The sequence below is a fragment of the Streptomyces sp. NPDC087844 genome (assembly GCF_044742785.1).
Lineage (GTDB): Bacteria > Actinomycetota > Actinomycetes > Streptomycetales > Streptomycetaceae > Streptomyces.
On record NZ_JBIUVD010000005.1, the window covers coordinates 107,468 to 126,393 of the forward strand.

At 71.2% G+C, this 18,926-nt stretch carries 16 protein-coding genes; 7 read left to right on the forward strand and 9 right to left on the reverse strand.

The window, feature by feature from the left end; genetic code table 11:
• Positions 1–21: 21 nt before the first annotated feature.
• A complete protein-coding gene (locus ACIOKD_RS12405; RefSeq protein ID WP_402081914.1) occupies positions 22–1,992 on the reverse strand; it encodes an FHA domain-containing protein in 1,971 nt (656 codons plus the stop codon).
• 171 nt (positions 1,993–2,163) lie between these two features.
• Positions 2,164–4,164 (reverse strand): protein kinase, encoded by a 2,001-nt coding sequence (locus tag ACIOKD_RS12410; protein ID WP_402081917.1) that lies wholly within the window; start codon positions 4,162–4,164, stop codon positions 2,164–2,166.
• 436 nt (positions 4,165–4,600) lie between these two features.
• Between ACIOKD_RS12410 and ACIOKD_RS12415 the strand changes: the two genes are divergently transcribed.
• A complete protein-coding gene (locus ACIOKD_RS12415) occupies positions 4,601–5,827 on the forward strand; it encodes an MFS transporter (protein WP_402081919.1) in 1,227 nt (408 codons plus the stop codon).
• Between the two features lie 277 nt (positions 5,828–6,104).
• Positions 6,105–6,782, forward strand: coding sequence for a 2-phosphosulfolactate phosphatase (locus ACIOKD_RS12420; protein WP_402081922.1), 678 nt, complete (start codon positions 6,105–6,107; stop codon positions 6,780–6,782).
• Here the strand turns inward: ACIOKD_RS12420 and ACIOKD_RS12425 are convergent.
• Positions 6,751–8,187: a PLP-dependent aminotransferase family protein gene (locus ACIOKD_RS12425; RefSeq protein WP_402081925.1), complete on the reverse strand. Its 1,437-nt coding sequence runs from the start codon at positions 8,185–8,187 to the stop codon at positions 6,751–6,753. The two genes, ACIOKD_RS12420 and ACIOKD_RS12425, sit on opposite strands and share 32 nt — an antisense overlap.
• Before the next feature lie 46 nt (positions 8,188–8,233).
• Between ACIOKD_RS12425 and ACIOKD_RS12430 the strand changes: the two genes are divergently transcribed.
• The 3 genes from ACIOKD_RS12430 (at position 8,234) to ACIOKD_RS12440 (ending at position 10,777) form a co-directional block, all read left to right on the forward strand.
• Positions 8,234–9,175 carry an aldo/keto reductase gene (locus tag ACIOKD_RS12430; protein ID WP_402081928.1) on the forward strand — a complete coding sequence of 314 codons (942 nt, stop codon included), beginning with the start codon at positions 8,234–8,236 and terminating at the stop codon, positions 9,173–9,175.
• Between the two features lie 105 nt (positions 9,176–9,280).
• The gene (locus tag ACIOKD_RS12435; RefSeq protein WP_402081930.1) at positions 9,281–10,255 is read left to right on the forward strand and encodes an aldo/keto reductase; all 975 of its coding nucleotides are present in this window, start codon (positions 9,281–9,283) and stop codon (positions 10,253–10,255) included.
• A 303-nt stretch (positions 10,256–10,558) separates the two neighbouring features.
• Complete coding sequence (locus ACIOKD_RS12440; protein ID WP_402081933.1) at positions 10,559–10,777, forward strand: hypothetical protein; 219 nt, start codon at positions 10,559–10,561, stop codon at positions 10,775–10,777.
• A gap of 114 nt (positions 10,778–10,891) precedes the next feature.
• Here ACIOKD_RS12440 and ACIOKD_RS12445 read toward each other — a convergent pair whose 3' ends face one another.
• From ACIOKD_RS12445 to ACIOKD_RS12460, 4 genes are all read right to left on the reverse strand, one after another.
• Positions 10,892–11,095: a cold-shock protein gene (locus ACIOKD_RS12445; RefSeq protein WP_402081936.1), complete on the reverse strand. Its 204-nt coding sequence runs from the start codon at positions 11,093–11,095 to the stop codon at positions 10,892–10,894.
• A gap of 380 nt (positions 11,096–11,475) precedes the next feature.
• Positions 11,476–11,820, reverse strand: a complete 345-nt coding sequence (locus ACIOKD_RS12450; RefSeq protein WP_402081940.1) for a hypothetical protein — start codon at positions 11,818–11,820, stop codon at positions 11,476–11,478.
• A gap of 235 nt (positions 11,821–12,055) precedes the next feature.
• Complete coding sequence (locus ACIOKD_RS12455; RefSeq protein ID WP_402081943.1) at positions 12,056–12,232, reverse strand: hypothetical protein; 177 nt, start codon at positions 12,230–12,232, stop codon at positions 12,056–12,058.
• A gap of 310 nt (positions 12,233–12,542) precedes the next feature.
• Positions 12,543–13,538, reverse strand: coding sequence for an aldo/keto reductase (locus ACIOKD_RS12460; protein ID WP_402081946.1), 996 nt, complete (start codon positions 13,536–13,538; stop codon positions 12,543–12,545).
• A 144-nt stretch (positions 13,539–13,682) separates the two neighbouring features.
• On the opposite strand from ACIOKD_RS12460, the gene ACIOKD_RS12465 reads away from it, so the two are divergent.
• Positions 13,683–14,543, forward strand: coding sequence for a helix-turn-helix transcriptional regulator (locus ACIOKD_RS12465; RefSeq protein ID WP_402081949.1), 861 nt, complete (start codon positions 13,683–13,685; stop codon positions 14,541–14,543).
• 226 nt (positions 14,544–14,769) lie between these two features.
• Here the strand turns inward: ACIOKD_RS12465 and ACIOKD_RS12470 are convergent, their stop codons facing one another.
• On the reverse strand, positions 14,770–16,230 hold the full coding sequence (locus ACIOKD_RS12470) for an amidase (RefSeq protein ID WP_402081951.1): 1,461 nt from the start codon (positions 16,228–16,230) through the stop codon (positions 14,770–14,772).
• Between the two features lie 165 nt (positions 16,231–16,395).
• Complete coding sequence (locus ACIOKD_RS12475) at positions 16,396–16,983, reverse strand: TetR/AcrR family transcriptional regulator (protein ID WP_402081953.1); 588 nt, start codon at positions 16,981–16,983, stop codon at positions 16,396–16,398.
• Positions 16,984–17,090: 107 nt separating this feature from the next.
• Here ACIOKD_RS12475 and ACIOKD_RS12480 point away from each other — a divergent pair, with 107 nt between their 5' ends.
• A complete protein-coding gene (locus tag ACIOKD_RS12480; protein WP_402081955.1) occupies positions 17,091–18,872 on the forward strand; it encodes a CocE/NonD family hydrolase in 1,782 nt (593 codons plus the stop codon).
• The last annotated feature ends 54 nt before the right edge of the window (positions 18,873–18,926 follow it).

Genomic DNA, 18,926 nt, shown 5'->3' on the forward strand with positions numbered 1-18,926 from the left:
CCGCCGGTCGGGCGGACCTTGTCAGGCCCGGTCGAGGGCTACGGGAGCCTGGGGACCCGAGTCGGGTCCCGCCACGCGTGGGTCCGCGGGGCGGGGAGCGTAGATGGGGGCGTCCGCCTGGTAGAAGAGGTCGATGTCGGCCTCCTCACCACCGACGATGAGTGTGTCCCACGCACCGCTCTCCTGGAGTGTCCGCAGGGTCGACGGCGCGAGCGTGGCGAGGTGTTCGCGCAGTTCCCCGTCGGAGGGCATGCCGGGAAGGCGGGTCTCAAGCCGGTCGCGTATGGCGCGCATGCGCTCGAACAGCGCGTCCAGGTCGGGCTGCTCCGCCTCGGCCTCGGGCCCGTCGGCCCGGGCCGCGGTGGCGACCGGAGTCCCGTCCTGCTCCATGCTGCGGGCGATGATGTCCTTGATCGCGCGGGTGGCACCCTGTTCGTCCGTGGTGACCATGGCGTTCCACGCGCGGCTCTTGTGCCGGTACTGCAGCATGGACATCGCGGCCTCGTGCCGGATGAAGTCGGCGTCGCGCAACGGCCGGCCCTGCCAGGTGCGGCTGAGTGAGCGGGTCAGGGACACGGCGGAGGCGAGGCCGCTGTTGAGTCCGCGCCCCGGCCAGAAGTGAATGGCGTTGGCGGCGTCGCCCAGCAGGAAGCCGTACGTTCCCGGGGTCGTCGCGGTGGAGCGGGTGAGCTGCGCCGTGAACCTGGGGCGCTGCACCATGTCCAGCCGGAACGAGGTGATGGCGCTGAGGTCGTCCTCGGCCACACCGAACAGCTTGAGTCCCTCCCGGATCCGCTTCCACAGGGGCGAGCCGCGCAGCAGGGCGGGCAGGAAGAGGGTGCCGTGCGTGGGACAGACGAACTCGTTGTCCTCGTGGCGGCTCATGACACAGGGGCGTGCGGCGATGCACTCCTCGAAGACCTGGCGGACGGGATCGATGCCGACCACGGCCTTGGTCTCCTCACGGGTGAGCCTCATGTTCAGGAAGCCCTCGCCGCGCAGCGAGTTGAGCAGGAACCTGTTCTGCGACACGGTCAGCAGGACGCTCATCCGGTCCGTGAGCGGCGACTTGACCCGCAGCCCCAGCACCACGTCCTGGAGGTGTTCGCCGTCGAGGGAGTAGATGGACGCGTCGGCCGCGCCGAAGCGGTCGGCGTAGTGCTCGCGGGTGCGGGACCGGCCGCCGTCGCAGATCGCCAGGACATGGTCGTCGGCGACCCGCTGCTCGTGCTCCGAGAGGTCGAAGCGCTTGGGCACGAGCCGGATCGCCGACTTGCTGTTGGCCAGCTCCAGCAGCCGGTCCTCGACGTAGGCGATCCGGATGTTGCGGGGAGGCCGGCCTTCGACGGAGTCGGGACCGACGGGCCACATCTCGGAGTAGTGCTGCCCCTCGTCGAACAGCGCGGACTGCATCTCCTCGGTCAGCGCGAGGTACTGCCGGCTCTGGATGGTCACGACCTGCTGGCGGCGGACGTTGCCCAGCGCCTCGTCCTTCCAGGTCACCGTCGTACCGTTCTTGACCCAGCGTCCCTCGTAGACGGTGATGAACACCCGTCCCTGCAGGGCGTTTTCCAGCAGCAGGGCGAAGGCGAGCCCGACCGGGCCCCCGCCGGCGATCGTGACGCGCAGCGCGCTGGGGTTGGCCAGGGCCGTGGGGCGCGGCACGTCGAGCCGGGAGAGGTCCATGACCGTCTCCAGCGCCTCCTGCGTCTCGAACAGGAAGGTCTCGTCGCCGATCCGGATGACGTCACCCGGGGCCAGCGGGTGCCGGGTGACGCGCTGTTCGTTGACGTAGGTGCCGTTCCTGCTGTTGCGGTCGTGGAGGACGAACGTGTCGTCCTCCACGAGGATCTCGGCGTGCAGCCGGGAGGCGCTCGTGCTGACGATGATCACATCGTTGTCGCTCTTGCGACCGAACCGCAGGGCGGCGGTGCCCAGCACCACGCTCTGACCGCTGAAGGGACCCGTGCGTCCCACGATGACCGACGACACTCAAACTCCTTGCAGACATGCCCCGATGCCGGGCGGGACCGCACCGGGCGGCCGGTCCGGCACGAGGGCCAACTGGACCATCACAAGCAGGGAACCCCGGTGCGATCAGGCCGCACCGGTCCGGTCAGCGGGCGGCGGTGCGCCGAGGGTGCACGGCCGCCGCCCGGGCCGTCACTCGCATGTCAGCGTGAACGGCACCGTGTCGGAGACGGTCTGCTGCGACGACTTGATCTCCACGCCCATCGCGCTCGCCAGCGTCCCCTCGTGCGCGTACGTCGTCACACGTATCGTCTCCTGGTGGGTGCGAGGGCCGCCTTCCGAGAAGGTCAGCGCGCGCCACGTCTTGTCGACCACCTTCCCTTCGGCCGAGACCCATCGGTAGGTGAACCGCACGGGCAGCTCCGTCACTTCGAAGGTGGCCGTGAACGCGGGAGCCTCCCCCTGCGGTGGCGGGCAGGCTCCCGTGTACGTGGTGTTCGTTCCCGTGACCGCCACCGTCACCGGCGGCTGCGCCACGGCGCCCGAGCCGTCCCCTTCCGCGGAGGGGGAACCGTTCTGTGCCTGCTGCGCGGAGGAACTCGTCTCCGCGCCGGGGCTCTTGTCGTCCGCCCGGTCCTCGTCGTCACGCGTCAGGGCGTAGCCCAGCCCTCCCAGCAGCAGGGCGGACACGGTCGCCAGCGCCGCCAACAGGTACCCCGTGCGCCGGGTGCGCCCCGGCTGGGCCGGGGCGGGTGTCTCCACGGTGACCGGGCCGCTCTCCGTCGGGAGCGAGTACGCCGGCGGAGCCTGCGGGGGTGCGAGCGACGCTGCCGGATGGGCGGGCCCAAAGGTGCCGGTTGTACTGGCCGCGCCGGTGGTGCCCGTCGTCGTCTCACCGAAGGGCGCGGCCTGCGGTGCGCTGTGCGTCTGCCCGGCGGGCGCGTCGACGACGGTCTCCGACGTGCTGCCCGCGGAGGCGGACCGCGCCGTGGTGTGTACGTCTCCGGTCTGCGCGAAGACGGTCGCGGCCGACGTGGCTTCGGTCGCCGCGGCCTGCGCCGCCGCGGCGTGCGTCACCGCGGTTCGTGCTGCCGCGGCTTCCGTGGCTGCGGCTCGCGTCGCTGTGACGTCCGAGGACGGAGCCCGCGTCGCGAGGCGGGGGTCCTCGGTGGGCGCGTCGAGGGTGGCGTCCGAGGTGGCGTCCGTCGAGGAGGACTGCGCCGCGGGGCTCACCCCGCCGGTCTGCGCGGTACCGGCCTGGACGGCGACGGTCTGCGCGGTACCGGTCTGGGCGGCGACTGTCACCGTCGGTGTGGATTCCGTCGCCGTGACGTCGGCGTCGGGCGTGCCGCCGGCCGCTATCAGCCGCAGGTCCCGCGCCGTCTGTTCGGCGGAGGCCCGCTCGGCGGGGTCCTTGCGCAGGAGACCGTCGATGACAGAGGTCAAGGGGCCGGCCCGGTGCGGGGACGGGGGCTCGTCGTCGACGACGGCGCGCAGGGTCCCCAGGGCGCTGGTCTGCCGGAAGGGCGAACGTCCCTGCACGGCGGTGTGGAGCAGGACGCCGAGGGACCACAGGTCCGTGGCGGGGCCGAGGGCGCGGCCCAGGGCCTGTTCCGGCGCGAGGTACTCGGGGGAACCGACGACCTCGCCGGTCATGGTGAGCGCGGTGTCGCCGACCACCATGGCGATACCGAAGTCGGTGAGGATCACCCTGTCGTCGTCGGCCAGCAGGACGTTGGCCGGTTTCACATCGCGGTGCAGCACATCGGCGGCGTGTGCGGCACGCAGCGCGCTCAGTACCTCGACGCCGATCCGCGCGGTCTCCTGCGGGGTCAACGCGCCCTGCGTACTGATCAGTTCCGCGAGCGAGCGGCCACGGACCAGCTCCATCACGATCCACGGGCGGTCGCCGTCGGTGACCACGTCGTGGACGGTGATCACGTTGGGAGCGGTGATACGCGCCGCGGCCCACGCCTCCCGCTCCAGGCGGGTGTACATGCGCTGGATCTTCTCGGTGGACAGCCCGGAGGGGGCGCGCACCTCCTTGATGGCGACCTCGCGGCGCAGCACCTCGTCGCGAGCGCGCCACACGGTTCCCATGCCGCCCTCGCCGAGGGTGGACAGCAGACGGTAGCGATCAGCGACCAGCCGCTCCGGACTCGCGTCCGGGGACACTGCGTCCTCATGGTCCATCGGGGCCGATCTCCCTTGTTTTCGGGCATGAATGAACGAATGAGCGCCCGGACATGTTCTGCCCGATCGGCACCCCGCACCACCCCAGGTGCGCTCAGCTATCAACTACACGCAGGGCAGGGGCCATTCGGTTGCTGCAGTCTAGCCCTGGCGCCGGTCGCGTTCGGACAACGCCGGTCACATCCGGTTACGCCCGATCACGTTGGGATACGGGGTGTCACGGCAGTCAACAGTGCGTAAACGGCGGGTCACGGGGAGCACCCCAGGGCACCGAACGCCTAGGTCAGATGCCCTGTCACCTTCTTATAGGCTTGCCCGGTTCTGGGGCTGCCGGGCAATGGTGCTCAGCGCGACGGGCCACGGGAGCGGGGAAACGTCTCCGGGCCCGACCTCGCCTCCCATCACCGGACCCTGTCTGTGAAAGGTCTCCCGCACCATGCCCCTGGCCCTGCTGGCCCTTGCCGTTGTCGCGTTCGGCATCGGCACCACCGAGTTCGCCACCATGGGATTGCTGCCCCAGATCGCCGACGGGGTCGGCGTGTCCGTGCCGCAGGCCGGCAATCTCGTCTCCGCCTACGCGCTCGGGGTCGTCGTCGGCGCCCCCGTCCTCACGGGCATCGGCGCGCGCGTCCCCCACAAACGGCTGCTGCTGCTCCTGACCGGATTGTTCGTGATAGGCAACGCCGCGTCCGCGCTCGCCCCGAACTTCGGCCTGCTCTTCGCCGCGCGCTTCCTGTCGGGCCTGCCGCACGGAGCTCTGTTCGGCGTGGGAGCGGTTGTCGCCTCACGGCTCGTCGCTCCCGACCGGGCGGCACGCGCCGTCTCGAAGATGTTCCTCGGGCTGACCGTCGCGAACATCGTCGGCGTACCGGCCAGCACGGCCCTCGGGCAGCAGTTGGGCTGGCGCTCCGCCTACTGGACGGTCGCCGTCATCGGCCTCCTGGCCCTGGTCGCGCTGGCCCTCTTCGTCCCTCACCAGCCACGCGGGCAGCTGTCCGGCATCCGGCACGAGCTGCGGGCGATGGGCAACCGGCAGGTCGCGATCGGGCTCGCCACGGCTGTCGTCGGATTCGGCGGGTTCTTCGCCGTCTACAGCTACCTGGTGCCGATGCTCACGCACCTGACGGGCATATCCGACACTTCGACCACGCTGGTTCTCGCGCTCTACGGTGTCGGCATGACCGGCGGCACACTGCTCGCGGGCCCACTCACGGACCGTGCGCTGCGGCCGACGCTGTACGGGGGACTCGCTCTTCTCGCCGCGGCGCTGGTGACGTTCTACTTCACCGTCCACAGCACCGTGCCCGCCCTGATCACGATCACCTTCATCGGCGCGATGGGTTCACTGATCACCACACCCGTCCAGATGCTCCTCATGGCCAAGGCGAAGAACGCTCCGACCATGGCGGCGGCCTCCAACCACTCCGCTTTCAATCTGGCCAACGCGGGCGGCGCCTGGCTCGGCGGCCTGGTCATCTCGGCCGGCTGGGGCTGGGCCTCGCCCAACCTCATCGGCGCGGCCCTCGCCGTGGCGGGCCTGGGGCTCGCCTTCACCGGAGGCCTCATGGACCGGGGCGGCCCCCGCTCCGAGACGATCACGAAGTCCGCGGGAACGGCCGAGGCCTCGACAGCGGGAGAGGGCACGGAGCGCCGGCGCACCTAAGGGCTGTCCCGTAATCCCCGGCGGGCGCACGACGACAGCTACGGCACCTCGCTGCGTTGTCGGATCGCCCGAATACGCCCAGTATGAGGACGACCCTCCGCCTTGCGATGCACCGCATCTGACGCCGCGCGCTGATCCACCGGGGATTACGGGACAGCCCTTAGCCCGGACAGCGTCACCGCACCATGGCCCCGGACTCCCCGGGCCCCCGGGCTGTCGATGTGATGCCCCTCACTCTCCGGCGGCTCCGCGTCGGGCGTGCACGATCATGCTCGGAATGGACACTCGTTTCTCCGGCATCGCGGACCTGGTCGAAACCCCGTCCGTGGCGGTCGTGGTCGACGTCATGCGTGCGTACACCGTGGCCGCCTGGGCCTTCGCCCAGGGTGCGGAAAGGATCATCCTCGCCGAGTCGCTGGACGAGGCCCTGGCGCTCAAGGCTCGTCACCCGGACCGGGTGGCGCTCAAGGACGGCCCGCCCGCGCCCGGGTTCGACGCCGTGAACTCGCCGGGGCTGCTGCGCTCCATCGACCTCGACGGACGGACCGTTGTGCAGAAGACCACGGCAGGGACGGTCGGCGCCCTCGCGGTCAAGGGGGCGCGGCTGGTGCTGTGCGCCGGCTTCGTGGTGGCGGAGGCGACGGCTCAGTTCCTGCGGACGCACGACACCGCCGGTGTCACGTTCGTGGTCACCGGCGAGGACGGGCGGGCCGAGGAGGACCTGGCGTGTGCTCAGTACATCGCCCGACGGGCCACCGGGGCCGGGACGGATCCCGCGGAGTTCCTCCGCCGCGCCGCCGCCTCGCGCGCCGCCGTCGAACTGGCGGAGGGCATCCGTCAGGGAGTCCATCCCGATGACGTCGCGCTCTGTCTTGAGCTCGACCGGTTCCCCTTCGCCATGGTGGCGGCCTCGGAGGACTCGCTCATGGTCCTGCGCCCGCACGCGACGCCGTAGGCGCACGCAGCGCTTCGCGCAGGAGAGTGACGGCCGGTGGAATCTCCGTGTCACCGATGTTGCCGTACCCGAGGACGAGCGCCCGTTCCACCGGCCGGTTCGTGCGGTAGTCGTCGAGGTCCGCCAGGCGCAGTCCCACGGCGGCGGCGGCCCGGACCGCCCCGCGGGTGTCGGTGTCGTCCGGCAGGTGCAGCAGGATGTGCAGCCCGGCGGCCGTGCCTGCGACCCGGCCCTGCGGCACCTGTTCGCCGAGCGTCCGCACCAGCAGGTCGCGGCGGGTCCGGAACCGCCGCCGCGCCGCGCGCAGATGGGCGTCGTACCACCCGCGGTCGATGAAGGTGGCGAGCGCGAGCTGATCGAGCACGGGCGGCGCGGCGGCGACGGGGTTCGCCGCCCGGAGTACCGGGGTCATCGCGGCGGGCGCGACCAACCAGCCCAGGCCGAGGGCCGGCGACAGCGTCTTGCTGACCGAGCCGAGGAGGAAGACCCGGCTCGGATCCATCCCCTGCATGACGGCGACCGGATGGCGGTCGTAGCGGAACTCGGCGTCGTAGTCGTCTTCGACGACGAACCCGTCCACCGCGCGGGCCCAGCGCACCAGACGTGCCCGGCGTGCCGGGGACAGCACCGTCCCGGTGGGGAACTGGTGTGCCGCGCCGACGACGACGGCCCGGGCGGGCGTACGCGCGAGGTCGGCGACACGGAGGCCGTCATGGTCCACGGGCACCGGGTGTACGCGTAGACCGGCGCTCGTCGCGGCGTCCCGCAACCGCCCCCAGCCCGGGTCCTCCACGGCCAGGTCCTCGATACCCTCGGCGCGCAGGGCCCGACAGGTGCGTACCAGACCGTCGGTGACGCTCGCGCACACCGACACCGACCCGTCGTGCGCGTCCGCGCCGCGCGAGCGCCGCAGGTACTGCGCGACGGTGGTACGCAGTTCCGCGTGTCCGGCGGGGTCGGGCAGGCCGAGGTCGTAGTGGACGGCCGAGCCGGTGACCGTCCGGACGGCGTCCGCCCAGCGACGGCGGGGAAACGCCCGCAGGTCGGGCAGGCCTGGCGCGAGGTCGTAGCGGATCGGTGGCCGTGCCGGTGGGCGCGGCGCGCGAGAGCGCGGCGGCGCGGTGTCGGGTGACCACGAGACACGGGTGGCGGAGCCCACCCGGGCACAGAGGTATCCCTCCGCGACGAGCTGCCCGTACGCCTCCGTCACGACCCAACGTGAACAGCCGAGTTCCTCCGCGAGCGCGCGGCTCGGAGGCACGGCGGCGCCCTCCGCCAGTCGGCCGTCCCGGATCGCGGTGCGCAGCGCGCGAGCCAGGCGATCGTGCAGACGGCGCCGCCCGCCGTCCGCGGGCCCGACGTCCAGCAGGGTCGCCCACGCGAGATTGGTCTGGGAAACGGTCACAGGATTGGAGCGTACCGCCGATCCGAATCCGCCTAGCGTCGGGGACATGATGAAGAACCTGGTCCTTGGGGCCATGCTGTTCGGCACAACCGCGGACGAGCGACAGTCGTTCGCGCTCCTCGACCGTTTCGTGGACGCCGGAGGCGTCTGGATCGACACCGCCAACTGCTACTCGTTCTGGGAGGATCCGAGCGGATTCGGCGGGCAGAGCGAGTCGCTGCTCGGCCGCTGGCTGGCGAGCCGGCCGGGCGTCCGTGACCGTGTCAGGATCAGCACCAAGGTGGGTTGCGAGCCGACCGAGGCCGGACGGTTCCCGGAGACGGCCGAAGGTCTCTCGGCCGGGGCCGTCAAGAGCGGGATCGAGGGCAGCCTCCGACGGCTGGGTACGGATCACGTCGAGCTGTACTGGGCCCACAAGCCCGACCCGGTCACCCCGCTGGAAGAGACGGTGGCCGCCTTCGACGAACTCGTGTCCGCGGGTACGGTCGGTCGTCTCGGCTGCTCCAACTACCCTGTCTGGCTGGTCGAGCGGGCCCGGCAGCTCGCACGGGCGAACGGCGGCGCCGGCTTCACCGCGGTGCAGCAGCACCACACGTACCTGCAACCGCGCCCCGCGACCCGGCCCTCCGTGGTGCACCGGTTCGGCGCGGTCACCGATGAGGTGCTCCACTACCTGGAGCAGCACCCGGACATGGCCCTGTGGGCGTACACGCCGCTGCTGGGCGGCCGCTACACCCGCGCGGACAAGCCCCTGCCCGCGGAGTACGACCACCCCGGCACCGCCCGCCGCCTCACGGTGCTCGACGAGGTGGCCGCCGAGACCGGCACGAACCGCAACCGGGTGGTGCTGGCATGGCTGACCGGAGGGAACCCGGCTGTCACGCCGATCGTCGGTGTCAGCACGGTCGAGCAACTGGACGAGGCGTTCGCGGGGGTGTCACTGGACCTGACCGCCGACCAGCGCCAACGGCTGGACTCAGCGATGTGACCCGGGCCGACCGGCCGGCGCGGCCCTGGGTGAAGGGGCACCTCGTGGCTCCCTGCCGGAGAATGGACCTCGGCGCGTCGACGGACCACGAGATGAGGAACAGTGATGAAGCACATCAAACTGCGAAACCTGGACGTTGCCCGGATCGGTCTGGGTGCGATGGGCATGTCGCACGGCTACACCGGCGCCGGAGCCGACGACGCGGAGTCCGTCCGCACGATCCACCGCGCACTGGAACTGGGCGTCACCTTCATCGACACCGCCGAGGTCTACGGCCCGTACGTCAACGAGGAACTCGTCGGCCGCGCCTTGAAGGGCCGCCGGGACCAGGTCGTGCTGGCGACCAAGTTCGGCCTGATCTCCCACACCGGTCGCCCGGGGGCGACGGACAGCAGCCCGGAGAACGTCCGCGCCGCCGTCGAAGGTTCACTCAAGCGCCTGGGCACCGATCACATCGACCTGTACTACCAGCATCGCGTCGACGCCGGCACCGCGATCGAGGACACCGTCGGGTGCCTGGCGGAGCTCGTCACCGAGGGCAAGATCGGGTACATCGGGCTCTCCGAGGCCGGCCCCGACACCATCCGCCGCGCCCACGCCGTGCACCCCGTCACCGCTGTCCAGTCCGAGTACTCGCTGTTCACCCGCGACCCCGAGGCCCGTGTGCTGCCCGTGCTGCGCGAACTGAACATCGGCTTCGTCCCCTTCTCCCCTCTCGGGCGCGGCTTCCTGACCGGCACGATCCGCTCCACCGACCAGTTCGACCCCACCGACTTCCGTGCGGACAACCCCCGGTTCACCGACGAGAACTTCCAGCACAACCTGCGCCTGGCCGACCAGGTCGCCGCCGTCGCCGTACAGATCGGCGTCACCCCGGCCCAGGTCGCCCTTGCCTGGCTGCTGGCGCAGGGCGACGACATCGCGCCCATCCCCGGCACCCGGCGGGTGGCCCGCGTCGAGGAGAACACCGCCGCCGACGCCGTCCGCCTCACGGACGAGCAACTCGCCCGGCTCACCGGCCTGCCTCCGGCCGCCGGTGACACGCACACCGAGGCCCAGATGCGGATCATGGAGCGCTGACACCTGCCGTCACCGCCCGCATCCGCGTGCGTCTGTGCCGAGTCTCCATGCCGCCCAGAGCACCCGGCGCGCGGCAATGCCCGCGGGCCTTACGCGTCCAGCAGCGCTTCAGTCGGTGTCTGAACAGGCCCTTCGGCTCGTACGCGAACCGGGTGACAAGCGGGCGGGAGTCCGGCGTGGGCAGCGCGACCGGTCTGCGACAGCGGCGAAGATCGCGAGGTCAGAGGCCATCAGCGCCTCTTCCACTACGCAAAGGGGAAGTCCATGCGCATGCTCGCGCGCGCTTCACTCACGGTTCTCTGCGTGACCGGAGCAGTCTTCGCGACCGTTCCCACCGCTCAGGCCACCACTCGGACCGCCGCTCCGGTTGCCGCCGACTGCCGCCTGCTCTTCTCGCACGACTCCTCCGGGCAGACGGGCCGACTCTGCAAGGACAGCCGTTCGCAGTCGTCCGACGACCGTGACCGGAACGAGGAGGTCGGCGGTCTTGTCGGCCTCGTGCTGGACATCCTCTTCGACTGAATGAGGCGGTGAACTTCCTGGCGGCGTCGCTGCGGCGCGTGCCATGAGGCCGCAGGGAAACACGGCGGCCCCCGGAACAGGTGTTCCGGGGGCCGCCGCCGTCCGACCGCGAGATCAGGCGGGCGTGATGTTCTCCGCCTGCGGGCCCTTCTGGCCCTGCGTGACGTCGAAGTTCACGACCTGGCCCTCCTGGAGCTCACGGAAACCCGAGGAGTTGATGTTCGAGTAGTGGGCGAAGACGTCCGGTCCGCCGCCCTCCTGCTCGATGAAGCCGAAGCCCTTCTCGGCGTTGAACCACTTGACAGTTCCCTTGGCCATGCTGGTGCCTTCCAGTCGATATCGGACCCACACCGCGTGGGCCCGGAGGTGATCGCCCTGGTCCTGCACTGCACAGCAAAATGCCCGCACCGGAGCGCGGGCAGGTACTGCGAACCACGACATCTGACGATGACGCTACACCGCGAAACCGCCTACCACCAGGGAACAACGACCATGATGCGAACCGCGTCGCGTGGACTGCCCCGCGGCCTGGGCATGACGCCCTGTCAGTTGCCCGGCGGGCACCGTCCAGGACAGGAGGAGCGTCCCTGGAACGGCGCGTGCCGCCTTGACGTGTGGTCACCTGCCGCCCTACGGCCAGTACGCCGGACCCGCGCCATCGGTCGCCGTCGCTCGCCGTCGGGAGGCCGCGCGGACGGTCAGGAAAGGGTGCGGCCGGGATAGCCGTCCGATGTGCAGCCCGTCGCCTTCAGGACCGACACCGCTTCGGTGCCCCCTTCGGAATCCGGCCGCACGCTGATGTTCTTGCACGTCCAGCCGCCGGACCCGTTGAAGTACCGGACCTTGCCGGGCCCGTCGTAGGTGAGCGGCTCCCCGCAGTCGTAGCCCTCCACGGAAGACCCGTTGCCGAAGACGTAGACCATCTGGCAGTCGAACGTCCGCTCCTCGTCGGCCCGTGCGGTGCCGGAGAACAGCAGTCCTCCACCGGCCAGAGCGACGGCACCGAGCAGGGACGCGGCCTTCGTGATCAATGAAACGCGCATGGGGGGATCCTTCCGTGCAGAGGCTGGATGCGGATGGCGGGAGGGGGCGGTCCCGTCCAGGGACCGCGGCAGTGACACGGCATGGCCGCGCACCTTTTCTACCTGCGACGGGGCCGCTCCACGCCTCTCAGCGGCGGCGCCACCCACACGGTCCTGCGAGCCGGCACCCCCGCGCACGGCCCCGGGCCCCCGTATGGGCCTGGAACCGGCACCGCCTGCCACCCGATCAGCTCACCTATCCGGCCACAGGTGCCCACTCCCGGACGCCCGCCACCTCCACACCCCGCGTGCGGTAGTAGTACGGGTCCGCGTCGAGGATGCGTCCTGGTTCCGCGTGGCACGAGCGGTGCGCCGGACGTGCGGCAAGACGTTCCGGAGAAGCGGTGAGAACCAGCTCGATCCCCAGCGGCATGGCAGGCGTTGGCGACCGTACCGCTGCTCGCCGCGCTGCCCGAGGACCGGCTGGCACCTCCTTCTGCCGCTGCGCGGCCGGGTGTCCGCCACCCCCGGTACAGCCGCCGGCCGGGTCGTCCGCTTCGGCATACGGGCCGGGCCCTGCGCCCTGGACAAGGTCACCGCGCTCGACGGCCGCGGACACACGGCCACCCTCACCTGCACCACCACGTGCGACCTGGCCGCTGACGCGGGCCGCGCCGGAACTCCTCGCCTTGGGCGCCGACGCCGGCGCCGGCTGAACGCCGTTCCGGCCGGCCTTCCAGGAGTCAGTTACCCACGCCGAGGCCGGACATGAACGCGGAGGGGTATCGGTCACCTCGCGCAGCCCCCGGCGGCACCGCCCTATCGATCTCGGCCAGGTCGTCCGCGGTGAGGTCCACTCGCAGGGCGGGCAGCGCCTCGGCCAGCCGCTCCCGGGTGCGGGCGCCGACCAGCGGCACGATGTCCTCGCCCTGTGCGGCCACCCAGGCGATGGCCAGCTGGGCGACGGTGCACCCCTTCGCCTCGGCGATCCGGCGCAGTGCTTCCACAAGGGTGAGGTTGTGCTCCACATTGCCGCCGGAGAACCGCGGACTGAAGCCGCGGGCATCACCGGGCCCCGCGGCATGGCCGGCGGACCAGTGCCCGGAGATGAGGCCGCGGCCGAGCACGCCGTACGCGGTCAGTCCGATGCCGAGTTCCCGCAGCGCGGGGAGGACGTCCGTCTCCACCGCGCGGGAGATCAGCGAGTACTCGATCTGCAGGTCTGCGACCGGATGCACGGCGTGCGCCCGGCGGACCGTCGCGGCGTCGACCTCCGAGAGGCCGAGGTGCCGTACGTGTCCGGCGTCGATCATGTCCTTGATCGCGCCCACCGTCTCCTCGATGGGCACGGCCGGGTCCAGCCGGGCCGGACGGTAGATGTCGATGTGGTCGGTGCCCAACCGGGTCAGCGAGTAGGCCAGGAAGTTCTTCACCGCCTCGGGACGGCCGTCGTGCCCGCCGAACCCCGGTCCCGGTCCCCGCAGCATGCCGAACTTGACGCTCAGCCGGTAGCTGTCCCGGTCCCGGCCGCGCAGCGCCTCGGCGAGCAGCAGCTCGTTGTGGCCCATCGCGTAGAAGTCGGCGGTGTCGAACAGTGTGACTCCGGACTCCAGCGCGGCATGCACGGTGGCGATGCTCTCGGCCCGGTCGGCCGCGCCGTAGGCGCCCGACATCCCCATCGCGCCCAGCCCCAGCGCGGAGACTGCCGGGCCTGTGCTGCCCAGGGTTCGTGTCCTCATGGCGTTCTCCGTCGTCATCGCGTTCTCCTCCGTCGGCGGTCCGCCACCCACTGTGGGTCCGCGCGGCCACGTACGGGAGCGGAGCGTTCATCATGGGAGCGCCGCTCCCTGGCTCGGCCCTCCCGCACGAAGGACCATGGCTCCATGGAACGTGATCAGCTCGCGGACTTCCTGCGCCGCCGACGGGAGTCGATCCGCCCGGCCGAGGTCGGCATCACCGACGGCCCGCGCCGCCGCACCGCCGGTCTGCGCCGGGAAGAGGTGGCCATGCTCGCCGGCATGTCGGTGGACTACGTCGTACGCCTCGAACAGGGCCGCAGCAGTCAGCCCTCGACGCAGCTCCTGGGCGCGCTGGCCCGGGCGTTGCGTCTCTCCGACGACGAGCGCGACCACGTCTTCCACCTGGCCGGTCACCGGCCCCCGCCCGCCGACGGAGTGGCCCGGCAGGCCCGTGCGGGCCTGATCCGTATGCTCGACCTGCTCGGTGACACCCCGGCCCTGGTGCTGTCCGACCTGGGCGAGGTCCTGGCCCAGAACCGGACCGCCGTCCTGCTCATGGGCGACCTCACCGGCATCTCCGGCGACCGGCGTCACGTCGTGTACCGCTGGTTCACCGATCCCGCCGCCCGTGCCGTCTGCCCGCCCGAGGAGCAGGAGAACCACGGTCGCAGGCTCGTGGCGGACCTGCGCGCGGCTGTCGGCCGCCGGTCGGGCGAGGCCGCGGTCGCCGGTCTCGTCGACCGGTTGCAGGCCGCGAGCGCCGACTTCCGCCGAATGTGGACCGAGCACGAGGTGGCGGTCCGGCGCGCCGACCGCAAGACCTTCCTGCACCCGAGCGTGGGCCGCCTGACGATGGACTGCGAGACCCTGGTCACTCCCGATCAGGGCCAGCAGCTGCTGGTGCTCACTCCGGCGGACACCGAGGCCCGCGAGCGGCTGGACCTGCTGCGGGTACTCGGCGTCCAGAAGTTCCCCGCGGGGCCCACCGGCCCGCCCGTACGGTGAAGCGGCCGGCCACGGGCTGCCCGTTCGTCCCGCGCCGAGGCCGGACGTGGTTCAGCTCTGCCGGGCTGCTCGGCCGGCGGCTGCCCGGCGACTCGCCGAAGACGCTCACCTACTGGGCGGGGCCGCGGCGCGGATCGCCTGGGTGGCGAGGCCGCTGGTCTCGGACGACGTGCAACCTCCCGGGCACCGCGGCGGGCACGACGACCCTGTCGCCCGCTTGCGCACCTCAGCTCCACAGCGTCACTCCGACGGACCTGGACTCGATCACCTCCGCCGCGTCGAGGACGAGATGCTCCTCGAAACGGCCGCCGATGAGCTGTGCGCCGATGGGCAGGCCGTCGCTGACGGCCACCGGGACGGTGACGGCGGGGAAGCCGAGCACGGGGACGGCGGTCATCGGCCACATCGCGGTGAACAGCTCACGGGCCCGGCCGGGTTCGGTGATGTCCGCGTCCTGCTCGAAGGCGGGTTCGGCGCAGACCGGTGTGAGGAGCAGCCGGTCCGAGCCCAGCAGTTCCTGAAGACGCGTGATGAGCGTCGCGCGGCGGGCCCAGCCGTTGATGTACGTCTCCAACTCGGGGCGCTCGCCCCACAGTTCGGCGGCAGCCGCGAAATGGTTGTCCAGTGCGGTACGGATGCTGTCGTCCCCCAGCCGGGCCACCACCGGCCGGATGAGACGGATGTCCTCGGTGATCAGCAGGGACCACAACCGACTGGCCTCGGCGAGCAGCGGCATGTCGGCCAGCTCCTCGACCTCGTACCCGGCCTCCGCGAGCCGGGCCGCGGCCTCCCCCACGGCCCGGTCCACGGCCGGATGGTTCCTCACTGTGCCGATCTCACGGACGACGGCGACCTTCGGGCGGCCCCCGCCGTCGGCCGACGGCACGCGCAGCGCGGGGATTCCGTGTGCGTGCCTGAGGTCCGGAACGCTCATGGCCGCGAGTGCGAGCCGCACGTCGCCGACGGTACGCGCCATCGGGCCCTGCACCGCCATCGCGTGCACGGTGGGCGGGAAGTCCAACTCGACGAGCCCGTCCGGCGTTTCGGCGTACGCGGGCGGAGCCCAGTCGGAGACCAGCCCGACGGTGGGGCGCAGACCGACGACTCCGCAGCAGGCGGCGGGGAAGCGGATGGATCCGCCGATGTCGTTGCCCTGGGCCAGCGGGGTCATTCCGGCGGCGAGGCCGCTGGCGGCGCCACCGCTGGAGCCACCCGGGGTGCGGCCGTGGTCCCAGGGGTTGAGCGTGCGGCCGTACAGGTCGTTGGCGGAGAACCAGCGGAAGGAGAAGGCGGGCGAGTTGCTGCGTCCTACGGGCACCGCTCCGGCGGCACGCAGTGCGGAGACGCAGGCCGCGTCGTCCTGCGCCGGCCGGTGCGCGAGCGCGCGGACGCCGTTGCTGGTGGGGTGGCCCCGCTGATCCGTATTGATCTTGATGGAGACGGGGACACCGTGCAGGGGCCCCAGTTCGTCCCCGGCGGCGACGGCGCGGTCGGCCCGGTCCGCGGCCGCGAGTGCCTCGTCGGGGCGGAGGTCGACCAGCGCGTTCAGTACGGGATTCGTCTCCTCGATCCGGCCGAGGCAGGACCGCATGACGTCGACGGCTGAGATGTCACGGGCGCGGATCCGGGCGGCGAGTTCGGTGGCGGTGCACTGCCACAGCTCGTCCGGCGCGGTGGTTGATGCCATGGGCTACCTCTTCGGGAACAGGGCGCGGCCGTCGCCACGGCGGGGCTGGCGGCAGGGCTGGAGAAGGCAGGGACGCCGACGTAGTACAACGGCGTTTTATTTAGCGCTCAGATTGTGCGGCGCCACCTGCGTTGTCAACCCCCGGCCGACCCGGGCCGGGCCCGCTCACCCCTCGCGCGCGCCGTCCCTGAGCAGGTCGATGACGGCCAGCGCGACCCGGGAACCCCGGTCGGCCGTCCAGCTCTCGGGGTCCTCCAGGGTGGAGAGCCAGTACCCGCGGAACAGCAGATGCAGGATGTCGGCACCGAGAGCGGGGTCGGGCAGACCTGCCTGGGCTGCGAGGGTGGACAGCTCCGCCCGGTTGCGCCGGGAGGTGACGCGCCGCAGATCCTCGATCTCCTCACCCGCTGCCGGACCGGCGCTGGCGATCTCCATGAGCAGCCTGCGCAGCACCTCGTCGTCATGCTGCGTGGTGCTCATCCAACGGGCGGCGACCCGCAGCCGGTCCAGGCCGGTACGGCCTTCGAGCACTTCCTCCATCTCCTGGGCCCACTCCTCCTCCGCCTTGCGCAGGGCGTTGAGCATGAGGGCGGAGCGGCTGGAGACGTAGTTGGTGACCATGGCCGTCGATCCGCCGAGCTGAGCGGCGACGGCCCGGATGGTGACGGAGCGGACACCTCGCTCGCGGGCGACCTGGATGGTGGCGGCGGCGATCTCGTCGAGCCGCCTGGCTTCGTCTACCTCGATCGGCATGTCGCAGACCTTAACTCAATGGGTTGACCACGTTTACGTGGAGCTGCAATGTTGTCATACAACGTTGTTGCATAACGGCGTTGCATCTGGATTCCCGGAGATCTTTCATGAGCATTCGTTACGAGCGGACCGGCTCCGCGCCCGTTCCGGACCACGCCCGACAGCACTTGGTGCGCATGCGTGACGGGGTGCGCCTGGCCACGGACGTCTATCTGCCGGAGGGCGCAGACGCGGGTGTCGGCACAGCTTCCGACACGGGTTCAGGTACGGGTTCCGGCACGGACGAACTGCCCGCCGTGCTGGTCCGCCTGCCCTACGACAAGAACAGCCGGTACGTCTACTTCGACAAGATCGCCTCCCTGTTCACGGCACGCGGTTACGCCCTGGTCGTCCAGGACGTGCGCGGCAAGTTCCGCTCGGGCGGCCAGACCCTGCCGTTCCTCCGGGAACCCCTGGACGGCTACGACGCCATCGACTGGATCACGCATCAACCCTGGTCGAACGGGGTGGTGGGCATGTTCGGCGACTCGTACTACGGCTTCACCCAGTGGGCCGCCGTCGCCGCGCAGCACCCGGCGCTGCGAGCGGTCGTCCCCAGGGTGACCACGGTCGACTTCAACGGGACCACCCAGTCCGACCCCGACGACCCGTCCCCCGTCGGCAGACCGGTGTGGCTGGAGGGCATCGAGTACTACGCCCACTACTGGGTCGACAACAGCGTCTACGACTTCACGCCCGACCGCTCTGTCCGCCCGGTCATCGAGCAGTACGAGCAGGCGTTCACCGCCATGGGCGCCCGCTCTGCCTGGTTCGACCTGCTCGCCCCCCGCTACACGAACCTGCTGCCCGCGCTGGGACGGCATCCCTTCGACGCACGGCCCGTTCCGGTGCTGCACTGTGTCGGCTGGTTCGACAACATCTCTATACCCCACATGCGGGACTACCTGGAGCTGGCCTCCCGCCCCGGCTGGGACGCCGTCCAGTACCTGTGGGCCGGAGCGATCGACCACGAGAACTACCACCTCGATCTCGCCCCGGCCGCCCCCGCGGACGACCACGCCCACGACGAAGCGGCCCTGGACCGCATGCTTCTGAACTACGCGGGCCCCGCGCTGGACTTCTTCGACGTGTTCCTCAAGGGCATCCGCCCGGTGTCCGCCCTGCCCAAGGTGGCCTGGGAACTGGGTCATGACGGATGGCGTACGGCAGAGGCGTGGCCGCCCGCCGAGAGCACCGAGCGCACCTTCTGGCTCACCGAACCCGCCCGTGCGGGCGGGCCGTTGCCGGGCGGCACCCTGAGCAACGAACCGGGCGACGGCGACGGCGAACAGAGTGTGCGGTGGGTCTACGACCCCGAGTCGCTCGTCCCGTCCCAGGTCGCCAACTCCTTCTCGTTCCTGCAGAGTTACCCGGACGAGGCACAGCTCGCCGACCGCGAGGACGTACTCGTCTTCAGCACCCCCGCCCTGTCCGAGCCCCTCGATCTCGCCGGACCGGTCGACCTGGTTCTGCGTGTCACCGGCACCGGCGAGACGTTCGACGTCTTCGCGAAGGTCCTGGACATCTCGCCCGGAGGGCAGGCGCACATGATCATCCGGGGTCAGGTGTCCGTCCGCACGCGCCGAGCCCCCGCGGAGATCCCGGTCGCACTGGGCCACACCGGCTACCGGCTGCGACCCGGCCACCGGCTGGCCCTGACCATCGCCGGCAGCGACTACCCCATGTTCCTGCCGTCGTCGGGAAGCACCGAGAACCCGTGGACCACGCTCGCCCCCAAGCCGAGCACGCAGACCCTGTACGCCGACGCCGTCACCCAGCTGACCGTCACCGTGCTCGCAGGCCCCTGCGTCAACACACATGGCACCGGCACCGGTACGCACGCGGTCTGACGCGCCGTCACGAGACACCGGCCCACACCTCAAGGACCTCATCACCCTCCCAGC